Annotated in this window: 13 protein-coding genes; 4 read left to right on the forward strand and 9 right to left on the reverse strand. The window is 65.4% G+C overall.

Translation table 11 applies throughout. From position 1 onward, the window contains the following. The first annotated feature begins 80 nt into the window (after positions 1-80). Positions 81-8,999: a type I polyketide synthase gene (locus tag FHE74_RS06485; RefSeq protein ID WP_139465697.1), complete on the forward strand. Its 8,919-nt coding sequence runs from the start codon at positions 81-83 to the stop codon at positions 8,997-8,999. On the opposite strand, the gene FHE74_RS06490 is transcribed toward FHE74_RS06485, so the two are convergent. Together FHE74_RS06490 and FHE74_RS06495 are read right to left on the reverse strand one after the other, a co-directional pair. Then, positions 8,996-10,405, reverse strand: coding sequence for an amino acid permease (locus tag FHE74_RS06490; protein ID WP_139465698.1), 1,410 nt, complete (start codon positions 10,403-10,405; stop codon positions 8,996-8,998). The two genes, FHE74_RS06485 and FHE74_RS06490, sit on opposite strands and share 4 nt — an antisense overlap. Positions 10,406-10,416: 11 nt before the next feature. Next, positions 10,417-11,481, reverse strand: coding sequence for a UDP-N-acetylmuramate dehydrogenase (locus FHE74_RS06495; RefSeq protein ID WP_139465699.1), 1,065 nt, complete (start codon positions 11,479-11,481; stop codon positions 10,417-10,419). Positions 11,482-11,505: 24 nt separating this feature from the next. Between FHE74_RS06495 and FHE74_RS06500 the strand changes: the two genes are divergently transcribed. The 3 genes from FHE74_RS06500 to FHE74_RS06510 are packed head-to-tail and all read left to right on the forward strand — an operon-like array spanning position 11,506 to position 13,580. Beyond that, on the forward strand, positions 11,506-11,982 hold the full coding sequence (locus tag FHE74_RS06500; protein WP_139465700.1) for a DUF2505 domain-containing protein: 477 nt from the start codon (positions 11,506-11,508) through the stop codon (positions 11,980-11,982). Positions 11,983-11,988: 6 nt separating this feature from the next. Beyond that, a complete protein-coding gene (locus tag FHE74_RS06505) occupies positions 11,989-12,798 on the forward strand; it encodes a class I SAM-dependent methyltransferase (RefSeq protein WP_139465701.1) in 810 nt (269 codons plus the stop codon). A gap of 11 nt (positions 12,799-12,809) precedes the next feature. Beyond that, positions 12,810-13,580: an LmeA family phospholipid-binding protein gene (locus FHE74_RS06510; protein WP_139465702.1), complete on the forward strand. Its 771-nt coding sequence runs from the start codon at positions 12,810-12,812 to the stop codon at positions 13,578-13,580. On the opposite strand, the gene FHE74_RS06515 is transcribed toward FHE74_RS06510, so the two are convergent. The 7 genes from FHE74_RS06515 to FHE74_RS06545 all read right to left on the reverse strand — a co-directional run bounded on the left by FHE74_RS06515 (position 13,581) and on the right by FHE74_RS06545 (position 20,178). Then, complete coding sequence (locus FHE74_RS06515) at positions 13,581-13,877, reverse strand: DUF2516 family protein (protein WP_139465703.1); 297 nt, start codon at positions 13,875-13,877, stop codon at positions 13,581-13,583. It lies immediately after the preceding gene. 17 nt (positions 13,878-13,894) lie between these two features. Beyond that, on the reverse strand, positions 13,895-15,175 hold the full coding sequence (locus FHE74_RS06520) for a DUF445 domain-containing protein (protein WP_139465704.1): 1,281 nt from the start codon (positions 15,173-15,175) through the stop codon (positions 13,895-13,897). 69 nt (positions 15,176-15,244) lie between these two features. After that, positions 15,245-15,619: a hypothetical protein gene (locus FHE74_RS06525; RefSeq protein ID WP_180339701.1), complete on the reverse strand. Its 375-nt coding sequence runs from the start codon at positions 15,617-15,619 to the stop codon at positions 15,245-15,247. A gap of 38 nt (positions 15,620-15,657) precedes the next feature. Further along, complete coding sequence (locus FHE74_RS06530; RefSeq protein WP_139465705.1) at positions 15,658-16,407, reverse strand: succinate dehydrogenase/fumarate reductase iron-sulfur subunit; 750 nt, start codon at positions 16,405-16,407, stop codon at positions 15,658-15,660. Further along, positions 16,407-18,413 (reverse strand): fumarate reductase/succinate dehydrogenase flavoprotein subunit, encoded by a 2,007-nt coding sequence (locus tag FHE74_RS06535; protein WP_139465706.1) that lies wholly within the window; start codon positions 18,411-18,413, stop codon positions 16,407-16,409. The genes FHE74_RS06530 and FHE74_RS06535 overlap by 1 nt, the downstream gene beginning before the upstream one ends. 14 nt (positions 18,414-18,427) lie before the next feature. Further along, on the reverse strand, positions 18,428-19,183 hold the full coding sequence (locus FHE74_RS06540; protein ID WP_139465707.1) for a succinate dehydrogenase cytochrome b subunit: 756 nt from the start codon (positions 19,181-19,183) through the stop codon (positions 18,428-18,430). 206 nt (positions 19,184-19,389) lie between these two features. Next, positions 19,390-20,178, reverse strand: a complete 789-nt coding sequence (locus FHE74_RS06545) for a hypothetical protein (RefSeq protein WP_139465708.1) — start codon at positions 20,176-20,178, stop codon at positions 19,390-19,392. Positions 20,179-20,204: the final 26 nt, after the last annotated feature.

Raw genomic sequence — 20,204 nt, forward strand, 5'->3', positions numbered from 1 at the left:
GGTGGGCGTTTCTTTTTACTCTGCCGTAAGTTACGGTTACGTAGCCGTATAGTTTTCTATGGGAAAGAACAGGATCAATCATGAGCTTGACCCCCTTGTCCGAACTCACCGGGAATCATCCCCCTGCGATCCTCTTCGCCGGCCAGGCAAGTGCCTGGCAAAAAGCGCTGGCCGACGCATCCAGCACCCCGCATAGCGCTGCCCGCCTGCGCGACCTCCTGCGTTCGGCCCGGGCACGCCTTGCCCCTCTTGCCCGCGAGCTCACTGCCACCCTGCCCGGCGCGGCCGACCGCCTGGCCGAGCTCATCGGGGCCGAAGCTACGAAAGTGACGAACCAGCCCCTCGACGTCCACCCCGCGGTAAGCATCCCCGGCATCACGCTGGGCCAGATCGCGGCTACCGATCACCTGCGCGAGATCGGCCTGCCGGTGGACTCCTGCGAGCTCATCGCACACTCCCAAGGCCGCCTCGGTGTGGCCGCGGTGGCTGAACCGGAAACCGCCCTCGCCTTCGCTCTGCTGCTGGGCGCAGCCGCCAACCAGGTGCACGGCAGCGCAGATAGCGATTCTCACCTGCTCAGCGTGCAGGGAATCAACCGGGAAGCCCTCCACGAGATCATTGCCGGAACCGGGGCGGAGGTCGCCGTGGTCAACGGCCCGCGCCATGTCACGCTCTCGGGAACCCCCGCTGAGCTCGCAGCGGCCCAGCGAGCACTCGAGACCGCAGCCGAGCGCAGCAACGACGAGATCTCTGCTGCCCGTCGAGGCGGTGCCGGAGTTGACCTGCGATGCACCCGGTTGGCGGTGGCCTATCCCTTCCACCATTCGACCAACCAAGCAGCGGCTGACCTGGCGGTCCGCTGGGCCGACGAATGCGGATTGAGCTTTAGCGGCACGAGCGCACACGAGCTGGCCGAGCAGATTCTGGTGGAGCCGGACGAGTTTGCCTCTCGTCCCATCGCCGCGCGCTACGTGCTGAGCTTGGACGAGGGGGTAGGACGCATCGTCGAAAAGCTCGTCGAAGGCCGTGGCACCGCCGTCATCAACGCAGCTACGGCGGCCGCGCGCGATCTGCTGGCAACCCCCGGCGCGACGCTGCCCGAGCCTCTGGATTACTCCTCCTTCGCCCCGCGCCTGGTCACGCTCGACGACGGCCGCACCTACACCCAAACCCGATTCTCCGAGCTCACCGGTTTGTCGCCGATCCTTTTGGGAGGCATGACCCCCACCACCGCGGACGCCGGCATTGTGGCTGCCGCCGCCAACGCGGGGTACTGGACGGAGCTGGCAGGCGGCGGCATGTACTCCGACGAGGTATTCAACGAGCAGGTCGTGCGCCTCGAGGAGAGCCTGCAGCCGGGTCGCACCGCGCAGTTCAACACGATGTTCATGGATCGGTTCTTGTGGAACCTCCACTTTGGACCGGCCGGCATCGTGCCCAAGGCGCGTGCCGCTGGGGCCCCGTTCTCCGGCGTGGTGATCTCCGCCGGCATTCCGGAGATCGACGAGGCGGGAGAGCTCATCCAGCGCCTGCATAAAGAGGGCTTCACCTACGTGGCGTTCAAGCCCGGAACTCCGTCGCAGATCCGGGATGTGGTGGCCATCGCCCAGGAGTACCCCGATGTCGATCTGGTGATGATGGTGGAGGACGGGCACGCCGGCGGGCATCACTCGTGGACCGACCTGGACGAGATGCTGCTGGAAACCTATGCGGAGATTCGCCGCAGCCCCAACCTGGTGCTGACCGTGGGAGGTGGCGTACATGCTCCGGAACGGGCGAGCGCGCTGCTGACCGGCGAGTGGTCCAAGCGTTATCAGGTCCCACCGATGCCGGTTGACGGGGTCTTTGTGGGAACGGTCGCCATGGCCTGCCGGGAGGCGCAGGCCACCGACTCCGTTAAACAGCTGCTCGTGGACACACCGGGCATCGATTACCAGACCAACGGCGGCTGGGTCGCCCGCGGCACGGGGTCGGGTGGTGCCGCCTCCTCGCAGTCGCACTTGCTGGCGGACATCCACGAGGTGGACAACTCCTTTGCCCGCGCCTCGCGCCTGATCACCTCGTTGTCGCTGGAAGAGTACGCGCAGCGTCGCGACGAGATCATCGAGCATCTCAACCACACCTGCAAGCCCTATTTCGGCGACGTGGAAGCCATGACGTATGCCGAGTGGATCAATCGCTTTGTGGAGCTGGCCCACCCGTTCGTCGACTCCTCCTGGGACGATCGCTTCCTGGACCTACTCCACCGCATCGAGGCCCGGCTTAACCCGGCCGACCACGGCGAGATCGAGACGCTCTTTCCTGTTACACCCGCCGACCCAGTTGCTGCGACACGCCAACTCCTTGAGGCCTACCCCAGCGCGCAGACCACCACGGTGTCTCCCCGTGATGCCGCCTGGTGGATCGCCCTGCACTACAAGCACCCCAAGCCCATGCCCTGGGTCCCGGCTATCGACGGCGATCTGGCCACCTGGTTTGGCAAGGACACCCTGTGGCAGGCCCAGGACGAGCGCTACACCGCCGACCAGGTCCGCATCATCCCGGGACCGGTTGCCGTGGCCGGCATTGCCCGTCAGGACGAACCCATTGCCGAGCTGCTGGCTCGCTTTGAGCAGGCAGCCACGCAGCGCCTTTCCGAGCTGGGGGTGCAGCCGGAAAGCGTCTTTGCTCGTTTGCACTCAGCCCGCTCCGCGGAGGAGTACCTGCGCAGCGCCCCGTACCTGGTGTGGCATGGGCACCTCATCGATAACCCGGCACACACGATGGCTCCCGAGGTCTGCGAGGTCGTCCACGACGAGGACGGCTGGGCCCTGCGGGTCCATACCGACTCGGCGTGGGATGAACTCGATCCTGCTGAGCGCCCCTTCTACGTCCACAGCGTGAGCATTCCGGTGCAGCTTCCCGCTGGCGCGGCCACGGGAGCACACCCCGTGGTCAGCGACGATCGCCTTCCCCGGGCAGTCTTTGACCTGCTCAGTGGCCTGGCAGGTGTGGGGTCTACGTCGGCCAGCGGTGACCGCATCGACAAGCTGCCGGCCCTGGAACCCAGCGATGAGTCCCCCTATGGCGTGGTCCACGACTCGTTTACCTTCACTCCCGACCTGTTGCAGGCGCACACCGCGGTCACCGGCGCAGCGCTGGGCAGCGTGCGCCCCGGAACCCCGGACGTGCTGGTTGGCCCCTGCTGGCCGGCCATCTACACCGCGCTAGGTTCGGGCCGCTTGAGCGACGGTTTCCCCGTCATCGAGGGACTGCTCAACGCCGTACACCTCAATCACGTCATTGACCTGCGCAAGGATCTCTCCGAGCTGGCCGACGGCCGCACGATCGACGTGACCAGCCGCTGCACCGCCATCGAGGAGTCCGCCTCCGGGCGCATCGTCACCGTGGAGCTGGAACTGTTCGATGCCGGAGAAATCGTGGCCACGCAGATGCAGCGCTTTGCCATCCGCGGCCGCGCCCACGGCAGCTCGGCCCCCTCCCCCGCACCGGAGTGGGGTGGCGGAAAGTCCTCGACCAAGGTCGTGAGCACACCGCGCTCCTTCCTGGAACGCGCCACCGTCCACGCCCCGGCGGACATGACCCCGTTCGCGCTGGTCTCGGGTGATTACAATCCGATTCACACCTCCGCGCACGCCGCCCAGCTGGTCGGCTTGGAGGACGCCCTGGTGCACGGCATGTGGCTGTCCGCCACCGCTCAGCACCTGGCGGGCCGCCACGGGTGCGTGGTGGGCTGGACCTACTCGATGTACGGCATGGTGCAGCTGCGCGATGCCGTGGAGATCACCGTCGAGCGCGTGGGACGTAAGGGCATTCACCCGGCCCTCGAGGTGACGTGCCGCATCGACGGCGAGGTGGTCTCGGTAGGCCAAGCGCTGCTGGCCCAGCCGCGCACGGCCTACGTCTACCCCGGCCAGGGAATTCAGACTGAGGGCATGGGAGCGGCCGATCGCGCCGCCAGCCCCGCTGCCCGCGAGGTCTTTGCCCGCGCCGACGCCCATACTCGCACCCAGCACGGCTTTTCCATCCAGCACATCATCGACGACAACCCGGTGGAGCTTTCCGTCCGTGGCACCCTGTTCACCCATCCGCAGGGTGTGCTGCATCTGACCCAGTTCACGCAGGTCGCGCTGGCCGTGGTGGCCTATGCGCAAACCGAGCGCCTGCGCGAGGCCAACGCCCTGGGCTCCAACGCGCTCTATGCCGGCCATTCCCTGGGCGAGTACACCGCTTTGGCCTCACAGGCCAATATCTTCGACCTGGAATCGGTCATCGACGTGGTCTACTCCCGCGGCACCGCCATGGGTTCCCTGGTCGAACGCGATGAGCAGGGCAATTCCAACTACGCCATGGCGGCCCTGCGCCCCAACCTGATCGCCGTCAGTGACGCGCAGGTCACCGACTATGTGGCCGAGATTGCGCAGCGCACCGGGGAATTCCTGGAGATCGTCAACTACAACATCGCGGGCCAGCAGTACTCGGTCGCCGGCACCAAGGCCGGCCTGGCGGCGCTCACCCAGCAGGCCACCGCGGTCCACCCCCGGGCCGTGGTGACCGTGCCCGGCATCGACGTGCCCTTCCACTCCAGTGTGCTGCGCCCCGGCGTGGCGGACTTTGCGGAGAAGCTCGACGCGTTGCTGCCTGCCCAGCTCGACCTGGATGCCCTGGTGGGGCGTTACATCCCGAACCTGGTGGCTCGTCCGTTCGCTCTCGATGACGACTTTATCGACGCCGTGCGTGCTGCCGCCCCATCGCAGCGACTGGCGGGCAAGAAGGTTGCCGACTTCGCCAGTGAGCACGAGCTCGCCCGCGTCCTCATGATCGAGCTGCTGAGCTGGCAGTTCGCCTCCCCGGTGCGCTGGATCGAGACCCAGGATGTGTTATTCGACAGCGCCGAACAGATCATCGAGGTCGGCCTCGCCTCCTCCCCGACGCTGAGCACCATGGCTCAGCGTTCCCTGAAGATCCTGGGCAAGGACATGCCAGTACTCAATGTGGAGCGCGATCAGGAGCAGGTCATGCTCAGCGACGTGGCCAGCGCCCCGGTCGAAGAAGAAGCGGACACTCCTGTCCCGGCTGCGGTGGAGGAAAGCCCGGAGGAGCCGGTTAAGCCGGTGGAAGTGAGCGTCGACAAGCGCCACACCGCCGCGCCCGAGCTGTCCTTCCGTGCCGCGGACGCGATCATGAACCTGTGCGCTTATAGCAACAAGCTGCGCCTGGAGCAGATCAGCGACACCGACACGGTGGAGGAGCTGACTAATGGTGTGTCCTCGCGCAGAAATCAGCTGCTCATGGACATGTCCGCCGAGCTGGGGGTGCCCGCCATCGACGGTGCCGCCGAGGCCACGATGACGCAGCTGCGCGAGCGCGTGGATGCCTCAGTTGCGGGGTACTCTCCGTTTGGCCCCGTACTCAGCGAGGCGCTGACTTCCCGCCTGCGCACACTCCTCGGAGCCTCCGGAGTGAAGTCCTCTGCGATCGGTGAGCGCGTCACCAGCACCTGGGGCCTGCCCGGCTCCTGGGTCCCGCACGTGGAGTGCGAGATTCTCCTGGGCACCCGCGAAGGCGACTCGGTACGCGGTGGGCAGCTGGCTACGCTTCCGACGAGCGCGTCGAACAAGGCCGAGGCGCATGCGCTTATCGACGCCGCCGTCAACGCCCTCGCCTCCCGCCACGGAGTCGCTGTTTCCCTGGATAATGCCTCCGCGCAACCGGGGGCGGCCATGGTCGACTCCGCCGCGCTGAACGCCTTCGCCGATTCAGTCACCGGCCCCGACGGAGTCTTGGCAGCCACGGCCCGCACTGTTCTCGAGCACCTGGGCCTGCAGCCCGAACCCGCGCCCGCCGCGGAGACCGACTCCCAGGCAGCCGTCTTAAGCACCATCGAGGCCGAACTGGGCAGCGGCTGGCTGGACATGGTCTCTCCTGCCTTCGACGAGCGCCAGGCCGTGCTTTTCGACGACCGCTTCGCCTACGCCCGCGAAGATCTCGCGCGCGTTGCACTCGGCGAGATCACGTTGCCTGCCCACCGCTTTGCCGGAGATGGGGCAGTCGTGGCCAACCAGGCGCGCTGGTGGGCAGATAACGGCGGTGCCGACCCGCAGCTGCTGGGCGCCATCGCTGACCAGGCGCAGTCTTCGCCAAAGCGCGAGTTTGCCGAGGATATTGCCCTGGTTACCGGTGCCGCTCCGGGATCCATCGCCGAGGCGCTGGTGGCTGGCTTGCTGGCCGAGGGCGCCACGGTGATCATGACCGCCTCGCGCATCAGCCAGCAGCGCAAGGAGTTTGCCCGCCAGCTCTTTGCCGAGCACGGCGTGGCCGGCTCCGCGCTCTGGCTGGTTCCGGCCAACCTCTCCAGCTTCCGGGACGTGGACTCGCTGATTGCGTGGATCTCCACCGAGCAGGTGGAGACGGTCGGTTCGGAAGTCAAGGTGCTCAAGCCTGCGCTGGTGCCCACGCTGGCCTTCCCCTTTGCCGCCCCCGGAGTCTCCGGTTCGGTGGCCGATGCTGGCCCTCAAACAGAGAATCAGGCCCGACTGCTGTTGTGGTCGGTCGAGCGCACCATCGCCGGCCTCGCGGAGGTGGCAGCGCGGAGCGCCGATACCCGCACGCACATCGTGCTGCCGGGCAGCCCCAACCGCGGAATGTTCGGCGGCGACGGAGCATACGCCGAGGTCAAAAACGCCTTGGATGCGATCCTGGCCAAGTGGAGCTCGGAGTCCGGCTGGCCGGAGGCGGTCACGCTGGCACAGGCCAAGATCGGCTGGGTTGCCGGCACCCACCTGATGGCAGGCAACGACGTCCTGGTCCCGGCCGCCCAGGAGGCGGGCATCCGCGTCTGGACCCCAGACGAGATCTCTGCGCATCTCCTGCAGCTGGCCACCCCGCAGGCTCGCGAGCGCGCCTGCGAGCGCCCGCTTGAGGCCGACCTCACCGGTGGGTTGGGCGAGCGCGAGTTCTCCATCGCCGAGCTGGCCCACGCTGCAGCTGCTTCTCCAAGCGCCGAGGAGCCCCGCGCGACCACGCACGTGCGTGCTCTGCCCAACACGCCGAATCCTCACCAGGTCGCTGGCGTGGAGGTCGGCGAGGTGACGCGGTCCCTGGAGGACATGGTCGTCGTCGTCGGCATTGGGGAAGCCTCCTCTTGGGGCTCTGGGCGTACCCGGTTCGAGGCCGAGTACGGCATCCAGCGCGACGGCACCGTGGATCTGACCGCCGCCGGTGTGCTCGAGCTGGCGTGGATGACCGGCCTGGTGCGCTGGAGCGAGGACCCCACTCCGGGCTGGTACGACGCCTCCGGCGAGCTGGTGGCGGAGGAGGACATCTACGATCGCTTCCGCGACGAGGTGCTGGCCCGCTCCGGCATCCGCGAGCTCAGCGACAAGTATCACCTGGTTGACCAGGGATCCATCGACCTGACCACCGTCTTCTTGGACCGGGACATCACCTTCCCGGTGGACTCCGAGGCCCAAGCTCGCGACATCGCTGCCGCGGACCCGGACATGACGCGCATTGCTCAGGTCGACGGAGAGTGGCAGGTCACCCGCCTCAAGGGCGCGACCGCGCACGTCCCGCGCAAGGCCACGCTGAGCCGCACGGTGGCCGGTCAGATGCCCGAGGGCTTCGACCCCGGCGCGTGGGGCATTCCCGAGCACATGGTGGATTCGCTCGACCGCATGGCGGTATGGAACCTGGTCACTGCGGTCGACGCGTTCATCAACGCGGGATTCAGCCCGGCTGAGCTGCTGCAGGCCGTGCATCCTCTCGACGTGGCCACCACCCAGGGCACCGGCATCGGTGGCATGGAGAGCCTGCACAAGGTGTTCGTCTCCCGCTTCCTGGGCGAGGATCGCCCCAGCGACATCCTCCAGGAGGCGCTGCCCAACGTGGTGGCCGCGCACACGATGCAGTCGCTGGTGGGTGGCTATGGTTCGATGATCCACCCCATCGGCGCCTGCGCCACGGCCGCGGTTTCCATCGAGGAGGCTGCCGACAAGATCGCCCTGGGTAAGGCGGACTTTGTGGTCGCCGGTGGTATCGACGACGTCCAGGTGGAGTCCCTCACCGGTTTCGGCGACATGAATGCCACCGCGCAGACCCAGGCCATGCGTAACAAGGGCATCGCTGATCGCTTTATCTCTCGTGCCAACGATCGCCGCCGCGGCGGCTTCCTCGAGGCCGAAGGAGGCGGAACCGTGCTGCTGGCACGCGCCTCTGTGGCGGCAGACCTCGGACTGCCGGTCCACGCGGTGCTTGTCCACGCCGCCTCGTATGGCGACGGTGCCCACACGTCCATCCCCGCGCCGGGCATCGGCGTGCTCGGCGCAGCTCGTGGCGGCGAGAATTCCCGCCTGGCTCGCTCGCTGCGCAGCCTGGGTCTGAGTCCGAACGACGTGCGCGTGTTGTCCAAGCATGACACCTCCACCAACGCCAACGACCCGAACGAGGCCGAGCTGCACTCGCTGCTCTGGCCGGCCATCGGACGCGACCCGGACGCGCCCATGTTTGTGATCTCGCAAAAGAGCCTGACCGGCCACGCCAAGGCGGGTGCGGCGCTGTTCCAGACGGGAGGGCTTATCGACGCCCTGCGTACCGGAAAGCTCCCCGCCAACGCCTCGTTGGACACCGTGGATCCGCTCATTGAGCCCAAGGCCACCAGCCTGGTGTGGCTGCGCTCGCCTCTGCACCTAGGCGAGGTCAAGGCGGCCGCGCTCACCTCGCTCGGCTTCGGCCATGTGGGAGCTCTGGTCGTCTACGCCCACCCGGGAGTCTTTGAGGCCGCCCTGCGCGCTGCTGGGCGCAGCGTGGAACAGTGGCGTAAGCGGGCAACCGAGCGTCTGCGCCGAGGGGCGGCTCGCCTGCAGGCGGGCATGCTGGGTAGGGCACCGCTCTTTGTTCCCATCGAGGGACGTCGTCTGCCCGCGGACAACGCACACGAGGCGGAGATCGCGATGCTTCTCGACGCCTCTGCTCGCCTCTCCGCCGACGGACACTACTAGGAGCGTAGGGCCGAGTGCTTCCGGCTGTAGCCGAAGTACACGGCCAGCCCCACCGCTAGCCAGATAATAAAGGTCAGCCAGGTCTCTGGCCCCAGCCCCAGCATCAGCAACGCGCAAAAGGCGATACCGAGCATGGGAACGAGGGGAAACAGTGGAGTCCGAAAGCCCTCGTTCACGCCCTCGGGGGCCTTGCGGCGCAGCACAATGACCGAGACGTTGACGATGGTGAACGCCACCAACGCACCGATGCTGGTGGCATCGGCGAGCTCGCCTAGCGGGATGAGCGCAGCCAGGATGGCCACAAATGCGCCGACGATGATGATGTTGGCGCTGGGCACATTCGTCTTCGGGTTAACTCGCCCGAAGATCGGGGGAATCAGCCGATCGCGCGACATGGTGAACAGGATGCGCGTCTGGCCGTACATGACAGACAGCACCACCGAGGAGATGGCGATCACCGCTCCCGCCGAGAGGATCAGCGCGGCCCAGTTGCCCTGCGTCGCTTCCTTCATCACACGTGCCAGAGAGGCCTCGGACTCCCCCAACTGGGTCCAGTTCAGCGCGCCCAACGCGGCAACGGCGACCAGGCAATAGACGGCGGTAACGATGCCGAGCGACCAGATGATCGCTCGCGGCAGGTCGCGCTGCGGGTTCTTCGCCTCGTTCGCGGCTGTCGACGCGGCGTCGAAGCCCACATAGGAGAAAAACACCTGGGAGGCCGCCACCGTCACTCCCACCGCTCCCAAGGGCGCGAAGGGCGCAAAGTTACCGGCCTTAAACGCCGTAAAGGCCACCACACAGAAGAATGCCAGCACGGCGATCTTGAGCCCCACCATGACCGTGTTGACCACGGCGGACTCCTTGCCACCGGTCAGCAGCACGAGCGTCGCCAAGATCACCACGACCGCAGCCGGCAGGTTGATGAGCCCACCTGAACCGGGGCCGGCATTCAGAACGTCGGGAAGCGCGACGTTAAACATGCCGGTGAGCAGCTCGTTGATGTACTGCCCCCAACCCACCGCAACTGCGGCCACCGAAACGGCGTACTCGAGCATGAGGCACCAACCACACACCCAGGCGACGATCTCTCCGACCGTGGCGTAGGCATAGGAATAGGAGGAGCCAGATACCGGCACGCGACTGGCCATCTCGGCATAGGAGAGCGCCGAAAATCCGGCGGTTAGCGCTGCCAAGACGAAGGACAACACCAGGGCTGGCCCGGCCAGCGGTGCCGCCTCTCCCAGTACGACGAAGATTCCCGTGCCCAGCGAGGCACCCACGGACAAAGCCGTGAGGTGGACCACGCCCATGGAGCGTCTGAGGCCACCGTCTTCTTCAGTGTCCTCGATGACTCGAGAAATGGGCTTGCGTGCAAAGACGGAAACCGCGGGAGTCGTTCCTGTCATGGGTTTACCACCTAAATACTCACGCCGATCCACACCGGCTCGGGCTCCAGAGTGATGCCAAACTTCGCGCTCACCCCGTCACGCACGGTGCGTGCGAGCTGCACAATGTCGTCCGTGGTGGCCGACCCACGATTGGTCAGCGCAAGGGTGTGCTTGGTCGATAGTCGAGCTGCCGCATCTTCTCCGGGGAAACCGCGCGGGAATCCGGCACGCTCGATGAGCCAGGCCGCCGAAAGCTTCACTCCTGCATCGACGTCCCAGCGCGGCATGCGCTCCTCACCGACTTTCTCGTACACGCGATCGGCGACCGCGGCGTCGACAATAGGGTTGGTAAAGAAGGAACCGGCGGACCAGGTATCCGGATCATCCGGGTCGCTGACCATGCCCTTAGAGCTGCGCAGCGCGAGAACCTCCGCACGCACCTCGGCGGCCGGTCGCCGGTCTCCCGGAGCGCCGGCTAGCTGGCCGAAGCGCAGGGGGGCAGAGAGGGCGTCGTCACGCAACTGCATCTCCATCTCCAGGACCACTGCGCGCTGGGTGAACTTCAGGTTGGAGTAGCGATACGCCAGATCCAGCTCGCTGGCCTGGACCCAGGAGGTCTCGCCGCTGCGCCGGTCGTACAGCTTGACCCGGGTGAGTACGTCGGAGATTTCAACACCGTAAGCACCCACGTTTTGCACCGGAGTCGCACCCGCGGACCCAGGAATTCCGGACAGGCACTCGATGCCTCCCAGCCCCTTGTCCACGCAGGCTGCCACAACGTCGTCCCACACCATGCCGGCCTGCACGCGCACGAGCCCGCCGTCGAAGAACTCGATCCCGGAGTTCTCGAGCTTGACCACCACGACGTCCACCTCGCCCTCGGCGATGACCAGGTTGGAGCCACCGCCGAGGATGAGGGTGGGCACGGCGGCATCGTCGAGAAGCGACACCACCTCGGTGATGGCCTCCTGGGTCTGGCACCGCACGAGCGCGCGGGGGCGTCCCCCAACCCGGAGCGTGGTCAGCTCGCTCAGGGTGGTGTCGTGCTCGACGGTGGCGCCGGGAATCTCACGGGGTACAAGAAACTCGTTCACCCGTACCACGGTAGTCTGTTGCCCATGGCTACCCGTAGCGAGAACACTGTCACCATCAATCAGCCGCTGGATAAGGTCCAGCAGGCCTACGCGAACGAGGACTACTGGCGTTACATCGCTGCCAACCTGTCCCCCGAGCCCGGCGAGGTTGCTGAGTTCAACCCCGGCTCCGTCACCCTGTACGAGGTGCTGCCGCTCGACCTGCTGCCCGAGGCCGTGCGCTCCATGGTTTCGCAGTCCCTGAAGGTCAAGCGCGTGGTCACCATCGAGGGTGAAAACTACAACTACACCGCTGACGTCAAGGGCACCCCGGTGGACTTCTCCGGTGAGGCCAAGCTGGCTGACGCAGGCGAGAACACCACCCTGGCCTACGACAACGAGGTCTCTGTGAACATCCCGTTCATGGGTCCGGCCATTGAGCCGAAGGTCGCTGAGGCCCTGGAGGAGCTCTTCCAGAAGGAAGGCGACCTCACCGCTACCTGGATCTCGGAGAACCTCTAACTCCGTATGGCCGATCACGCCCACAACCTCCGCGCCGAGGGTGGGCGTTTTCGTCCCTTTGGGGTGATTACCCGCGGCACGACCGGCGTCAACCGCCTCCGGCGTTGCGATCGCTGGATGACCCACCACCCCGACATTTCCTCTCTCCTGCGCGCGCACCCTGCGCCCCTAGCCCTGGACGTGGGCTACGGCGCCTCGCACACCACCACGGTCGAATGGGCTCGGTGGATGCGCCGCGTCAACCCGTCCGTCGAGGTCATCGGCCTAGAGATTGACCCCGAACGCGTCCTCGCTCCCCGCGATGGAGTGCGCTTCGAACTCGGCGGCTTCGAGCTGGCCGGCCACTCCCCTCATCTGGTCCGCGCCTTTAATGTGCTGCGTCAATACGATGTCGACCAGGTGCCCGCCGCCTGGGAGTCGGTGACGTCACGCCTCAAGCCCGGTGGGATGTTCGTGGAAGGGACCTGCGACGAGATCGGCCGGCGCTCGTGTTGGTTGCTTATCGACGCCTCCGGCCCCCGCACCCTCACCATGGCCTGGGACGCCTTCGACATCGAGCAGCCCTCAGACGTGGCCGAGCGCCTGCCCAAGGTGCTCATCCACCGCAATCGCCCAGGCGAGAAGATCTACGAACTACTGCTTGCGGCCGATGAGGCTTATCGACGCGCCGCCGCATTCGCGCCCTACGGGCCGCGTGTGAGGTGGGAGAAGGCACATGACTCCCTCCGCGCTGCCGGGGTTCCCATCTATCCGCGTTCGCGCCGGCGCACCCGCGATTGCTTCCTCACCATCGACTGGGAACACGTCAAGCCCTAAGCTTGTATGCCATGGCTCGTTCTTCTATCGGAAGCGTGCTGGCCAAGATTGTGGCCATCACCCTGCTCATACTGCTCATTCTCATCGTCGTGGGAGAGATCCTGGCGCGCATGTTCGTTGCTGATCAGATCCGCGAAGGATTTGTGGAGCAAGCAAAGGCCGAAGGCGCTACCTCGGTGGAAGAACCGCACGTCTCCTTCGGTACGGTTCCGCTACTGACGTCCCTGATCACCGGCAAGGTTCACCACCTCGACCTCGGGGTTCCCTCCACCCTCAACCTGGACGGGGCCAACATCACCGGCGTGCCGGCCTCCGATGTCTCCCTGGAGGGCATGGAGCTGCGCGGCGACAACGTCGCCGACAACGTCCACGTGAGCACCCAGCTGCCCACCGACATGCTGCTGCGCATCGTGCAGGATCAGATCGCCCAAAATCCGCCCGCCGACCTCGGTCCGCTGACCAAGTACCTGACCGTCACCGACATGACCACCCTGCCTGAGCAGGACGCCATAGGTGTCGAACTGGTCAACGGCGCGGCCACCCTCACCGTGCAGCCAGAGGCCCGTGATGGCCAGCTCGCGTTCACCGTGATCGACTCTCAGGTGCTGGGCATTTCCCTTCCCGACTCCGTGTCCCAGGCGCTGACGGCGGGCATGCAATCGGCGGTCGAGGACTCCACCGCACAGCAAGAGGGCCTGCGCATCGACGCCGTCGATGTACAGGCCCCCGGGGTGCACCTGGACTTGAGCGGATCACAGATCCCGCTCAAGCAGCTGCAGTAATTACCAGCCGTAGTTACCGGAGATAATGTCCTTGAGCTGCGGGCGGACATCGAAGAAGTACACGCCGATGACCACCATGCCCGCCCAGGACAGGAACGGGAAGTGGGTGGCCACCACCAGTGCCGAGAGCACCAGCAGGCCGACCCACACCCACTTTCCTTGACGATCACCCGCCGGGAAGGCATCTTCGCGGGTCATTGCAGCCAGCACCGCGCCGACCAGCCCGGCCACGGCAACGAGCAGGAACAGGCCAGCCTCCACGAAGCTGTACCAGTTCAGGATTTCAATCGGATGCATCCAGATCTCCCCTTCTCTTAGGCGCCGAAAAGCGCAGTGCTCACAGTGTAAATGGCCAGGCCCGCCAGCGCGCCCACGATGGTGCCGTTGAGGCGAATGAACTGCAGATCCTTGCCCACCATCAGCTCGATCTTGTCGCTGGCCTCTTCCGCATCCCACTGGTGCACCGTCTCGGAAATGATCGCAGTGATCTCTCCGGAGTAGTTCTCCGCCAGGAACCGGACGGCCCCGGTGAGTCGGCGGTCCAGGCTGGCCCGCAGCTGCTCATCAGTCTGAATTCGCTCGCCCCATTCCTGCGCGATCTCCGTGACCTTGCGGCGCAGCACGGATTCGGGGTCGCGGGCGGCGTCGACAAGCGCCTCCGAGGCAGCGCGCCACAGCGTTCCTCCTGCCTGACGCACGGCCGCCGATCCCATGATGTCGCTCTTAATCTCCTCCACGCGCGCGATCATGGTGGGGTCGCTTTGCAAGTCTTGGGCCAGCTGAGCGATGAACCTGCGCAGCGACTCGCGAGCCTCATGCTGCGGGTCAGCTTCCACGTCCTCGACGAAGGAGACGATCTCGCGGTAAACGCGCGCGCCCACCAACTCGCGGGCGAATTGCGGGGCCCAGGTGGGCATGCGCTCGTCGATTGCATTCACGATGGTGAATTCTGAGCGATAGATGCGCTCCTTCGCCCACGTGATCGCGGAGTCGATGAGCGGCTCCGTCTTGCCATCGCGAATCAGCGACTCCAGCATCGTGCCGGCGGGTGGGCCCCATTCGGGCTCAGCGAAGCGTCCCACGATGTGCGTCTGGATCAGCGCGGCCGCCTCATCGTCGTCCATCGCCGTTATCGCGCGTTCGGTAAAGGTGCCCACCTCGCGCGAGACGGTCCGCGCATTATCAGGCTGTGCCAGCCACCCACCCACGCGCTGTGGAATCTCCGCCTGGGCGACCTTCTCCGTGATCAGCTGGGGGTTGAGGAAGTTCTCCCCCACAAACCCGCTCAGGGAGTCGCCCAGCTGATCCTTCTTCTTGGGTACCAGCGCGGTGTGCGGGATCGGCAGGCCCAGCGGGTGGCGAAACAGCGCGGTGACCGCGAACCAGTCAGCCAGGCCGCCGACCATGCCGGCCTCGGCCGCGGCGCGCACGTAGCCTACCCAGCCCGGCACCGGCCCCTGGCTCTGCCACCAGGAACATCCCAAGAAAATCACGGCGGCAAGGATAAGCAGGGCTGTGACCCCCGCCTTGTGCCGGCGCAGAGCGCGGCGCCGCTGTTCATCAGTCACCGAGGACTGCGCAAACTGAAAACTCATAATGCTTTCCCTTGTACACCACAAAAGCCCGCTCCCCAACGGGAAGCGGGCTCGAGGGCAGCTAGGTTGCTACTGGGTTCGTCCCGATCGGCGGACGTACTCCTTGTAGCCCTTACGGCCGGAGAAGATCAGGCCGAAGCCGACGATCAGCAGGCCGAAGCCGATGATCGCTCCGATAATCAGGAACAGCGACGGGCTGTGATCCACCGATCCGGTGCCGACCAGGCTCTGCCCGGCAGCCCAGATCATGGTGCCGAAACCGACTAGCGAGGCCATTACCAGGCCCATGCCCACCCACGTGGTGGTCACTAGCAGAGAGGAGTGGGAGGCGCCGAGCGACGACGGCTCGTAACCCTCGATGTAGTTGTCTTCCGCGTTTCCGTGAGTGTAGACCGGGTGTCCGTTCTCACGGGTGCGGTCGAGCGACGCGCTGTGGGAGCTCATGGCTGGTAATGGTCCTTTCCGTATTTACCTAAGAGACTTTAGTCGTCCTTGCCACGGAACGCGGCACGCGCACGCTCGCGGGTGACCGACGACACGGCGGTCAGCGGAATGCCGGCCGGGCAGACATCGGCGCACTCGCCGTAAAGGCTGCAGTGACCGAAGTTGGTCTCCAGCTCATCCACCATCTGACGGGCACGCTTGCCACGCTCCTCCTTGCCCAGCGGCATCAGGGAGAGGTGGGTCAGCTTGGCGCCGGTGAACAGGTGGGCAGCACCGTTCGGGCAGGCTGCCACGCAGGCGCCGCAGCCGATGCAGGCGGCGTGGTCCAGCGCCAGCTCGGCCTGCTCGGAGTTCTGGTGCAGGGTGTCTGCATCCGGAGCCGTGCCAGCGTTGATGGAGACGTATCCGCCCTGCTGCATGACGCGGTCCAGCGCGGAACGGTCGACGACCATGTCCTTGATCACCGGGTACGCAGCGGAACGCAGCGGCTCGAGCTTGATGTGGTCGCCATCGCTAAACGACGTCAGGCGCTGCTGGCAGGCCGGAGCGTGCTGGTCGGGGCCGTGCGGGCGGCCGTTGACCATCAGGCCACAGGTACCGCAGATGCCCTCGCGGCAGTCGGAGGCGAAAGCGTAGGGCTCCTCGCCACGCGCAACGATGCCGGAGTTGATGTGATCGAGCAGCTCCAGGATGGACATCTGCTCCTCTGCGTCGGGGACCTCCACGGTCTCAAACGCGCCGTCGTGATTCGGTCCGGCCTGACGCCAGATTTCTACAGTCAGCTTCATTACTTGTAGTTCCTTGTCTGCAGCGGGATCGATTCGAAGGTCAGCGGCTCTGCGTGGCGGATGAACTGGTTCTCCCCGTTGGGCTCCCAGGCGGAGACGAAGCACCAGTTCTCGTCGTCACGCTCAGCCTCGCCGTCTTCAGAGAGGTGATCGTCGCGGTAGTGGGCACCACAGGACTCATCGCGGTCCAGGGCGTCCACGCACATCAGCTCGGCCAGGTCGATGTAGTCGGCCACGCGGGCGGCATACTCGAGGGCCTGGTTCATGTAGTTGGCCTCGCCCGGCACGCGGACGTTGGCCCAGAAGTCGGCGCGCAGGGCGCGGATCTTCTCGATCGCGGTGGTCAGATCCTCCACGTTGCGCGACACACCACAGCCCCAGTAGAGCAGCTCGCCCAGCTCGCGGTGGTAGTCCTCTGCCGGACGCGGGTTCGGGCCCTGCACCGTCATCAGGCGGTTGATGCGATCCTCTGCACGCTGGACCGCGGCCTTCACGTCGGCGTGATCCAGGTCCAGGACCTCGGCGCCCAGGTGGTTAGCCAAGTAGTGAGGCACCGTGAACGGGAGGGTGAACCAGCCGTCGACAGAAGCGGACAGCAGGGAGTTCGCACCCAGGCGGTTAGCACCGTGGTAGGTCCAGGAGCACTCACCAGCGGCGAAGAGCCCCGGCAGGGAGGTCATCTCGTTGAAGTCCGTCCACAGGCCACCCATGGTGAAGTGGACGGTCGGCGCGATACGCATCGGGGTGTCGTGCGGATCCTCGCCGATGGACTCCTCGTACATCTTGAAGAGGTTGGAGTAGCGAGAGTCGATGGTCTCTCGGCCCAAACGCTCAAAGGCATCGCGGAAGTCCAGGTAGGCGGCGTTGCGCATCGGGCCCACGCCGTATCCGGCGTTGATCTGCTGGGAGATGGCGCGGGAGGCCACGTCACGCGGCACCAGGTTGCCGAAGGCCGGGTAGCGGCGCTCCAGGAAGTAGTCGCGCTCCTCCTCCGGGATGGAGTTGGGATCGCGATCGTCTTCCTTGTTCTTCGGGGTCCAGATACGACCGTCGTTACGCAGGGACTCCGACATCAGGGTGGTCTTGGACTGCCACACCGAGTTGACCGGCAGACCGGTCGGGTGGAACTGCACGAACGCCGGGGAAGCCAGGTAAGCACCCTGCTCGTAGGCACGCATCATGCCGCCGGCGTTGGAGTTCTTGGCCAGCGTGGACATGTGATAGACGTTGCCGTAACCGCCGGTCGCCAGGATGACGGCGTGGCCGGTATGCGGCTCGAGCTCACCCGTGATCAGGTTGCGGGTGACGATACCCTGGCAGCGACGCTCACCGTCCTGCTCGGTAACGATCAGTTCCTGCAGGTCGTTGTGGGTGAAGATCTCCACATTGCCCAGGTGGATCTGGCGCTGCAGAGCAGAGGCGGTGGACAGCTGCAGCTGCTGACCTGTTTGGCCACGGGTGTAGTAGGTACGCGAGACCTGGACACCACCGAAGGAACGGGTAGCCAGGGTTCCGCCGTACTCGCGGGCGAACGGAGCGCCGATGGCCGACATGTGGTCGATGACTCGGACGGACTCGACCGCCAGGCGCCAGCAGTCGGACTCACGGCAGCGGTAGTCGCCACCCTTGACGGTGTCCTTGACGTGGCGGTAAGCACCGTCGTTGTCCACCTTCTTGCCGCGGGCGGAGTTAACGCCACCCTGCGCAGCGATGGAGTGCGCACGGCGCGGAGCGTCGTGGTAGGTGAAAACCTTCACGTTGTAACCGAGCTCGCCGAGAGCAGCAGCGGCAGCGCCGCCGGACAGGCCCGTGCCCACCACCAGGATGGTGAACTTACGACGGTTCAGCGGAGACACCAGGTTCATGTGCTCCTTGTGGTACTCCCACATGTCCTTGGTGGGAACACCCTTGGGCTCGGCGCTATCGAGCACCGTGCCCACGCTGACGCCGGCAACGGACGACTGCGGAGCGTTAAAAGCAGTGGATGCAGAAGCGGTTGTGCTCATGGTCTAAAGAACTCCTAGCTCAGCAGGCCGAGGGCAATGGACAGGGGCATGACGATGTTGCCGATGACAACGATCGCCGGGATCACGGCCGCGAGGAACGTGAACAGCGACAGCCACTTCTTACCGGTGATGCCCAGGTCCGACGCTGCCAGGCGAATGCCGTGGAACAGGTGCAGGAACAGGCACAGCATGGCGATGACGTAGAAGATGGTCACCGGCCAGCGAGAGAAGGTGGCGATCATGTTGCTGTAAACCTCGCCGTGCTGGAAGGCGGCGGAGGCTGCAGGCTGCACACCGAGGGTCAGGTCCAGGATGTGGAAGATGATGAAGGCCAACAGCAAAACGCCGGTGATCAGCATCGAACGGGTAGCCGTGGAATCCAGGCCGCCCATGAGGTTGGTGCGACGGAACTTACCGCGCGACTGCTTAGAGCGGCTGATCAGAGTGATGGCACCGTGGATGTGCGCGATCACGGCTACCAGCAGCACGATTCGAGCGATCCACAGCAAGCCCTCGTGAGGCAGCAGGGGCTCGCCAGCCGAGCGCAGGAACTCTCCGTAAACATCGATGGCCGGCTCACCGTCGTGAGCGGGCAGGAAGATCTTCAGGTTGCCCACCATGTGCACGAGCACGAACAGGGCGAAGATCAGGCCAGTGATGGCCATTACAAGTTTGATGGCCCACGTCGGGTAGGCCGGCCGCTGACGAAGCGGCTGCTCAGTAATCTTGCCGTGACGGATCGATTCACGGTCAACGTTGTTAACAGTCATGGCACCTCCAGTGTCTTTTACACTGTAGGCCCCGCCCGCCAGGCTTAACCAGCCAGGCGTACTGTTTTGCGGTGGCGCACCCGGGGATTTCGCATTCTTTCGCCATGAAATTGCAAGAATCCCCGCAAATGTGACCTTGGCCATACAAGGTCGCAGGCTACACGCTCGTCACCCCGATCGGCGTCAAACTTATGGATGATGGACTTTTAGTCGCGCCGAGCGTTCTCGCGCGGGTTATACGTCGCTGACCGTATTCGAGGTGAGCGATCGAAGTTGGAGGCCACCGCTCCGCCCAGAGTTCCCAGACACGCGGCAAACCAACCGATCCGGAAATAAGGCGTCGACCCTACTTGCTCTCGCAGGTAACCCGGCGGAACCACCACGAGCCCCAGCAACCATAGAGCTAAGACACTGGCCACGAAGATGAGCGCGGTACTGATCCCTACCGTAATAAGGGTCGACAAGTTATCCAGCCGGCCCAGCCAGCGCGGCTCTCGCTCGTGCGAATGCTCCCACAGACCGTTTCCCACCACCAGGGAAACGGTCACCGCCGCCACCCCCAGCACGCTGATCACGCTCAGACGGACGGGTGTGAGCTCTGCAGCCATGGTCCAGATTGATCCGTAGAACACTCCAAAGCCGCCGGTGGCCAGAATGGCGATGAAGGCGCTCATGAGCACCAGCGCCAGGCGTCCGGGTTGGTTGGAACGGATCATGCCAGCCAACAGTCGAGGCTGAGGAACAGCGCTCAGCTCAGTGCCGTTCCCCTCGAATATCGCGGCCAGTTTCTGAGGAATCCGCGTATACCCCAGAGCGACGGTGGAAATGACAGTCAGCTTCCCCTGCTCCACGATGGCCAACGGCTCGCCCTCGTTACCGACCAGTGGTTGGTCCGTAACGTAGAAAAGCCGAGACCCGCACTGCTCAGCGAATTCGGCCGCCTCCGTCCAGCCGTCCGGAGCTCCCAGTGGAAGGGTGTGCTCCTCGGGCTGCACAGGGGCGTCGATAAGCGAAAGCGCAG

The sequence above is a fragment of the Corynebacterium tapiri genome (genome assembly GCF_006334925.1).
Taxonomy (GTDB): Bacteria; Actinomycetota; Actinomycetes; order Mycobacteriales; family Mycobacteriaceae; genus Corynebacterium; species Corynebacterium tapiri.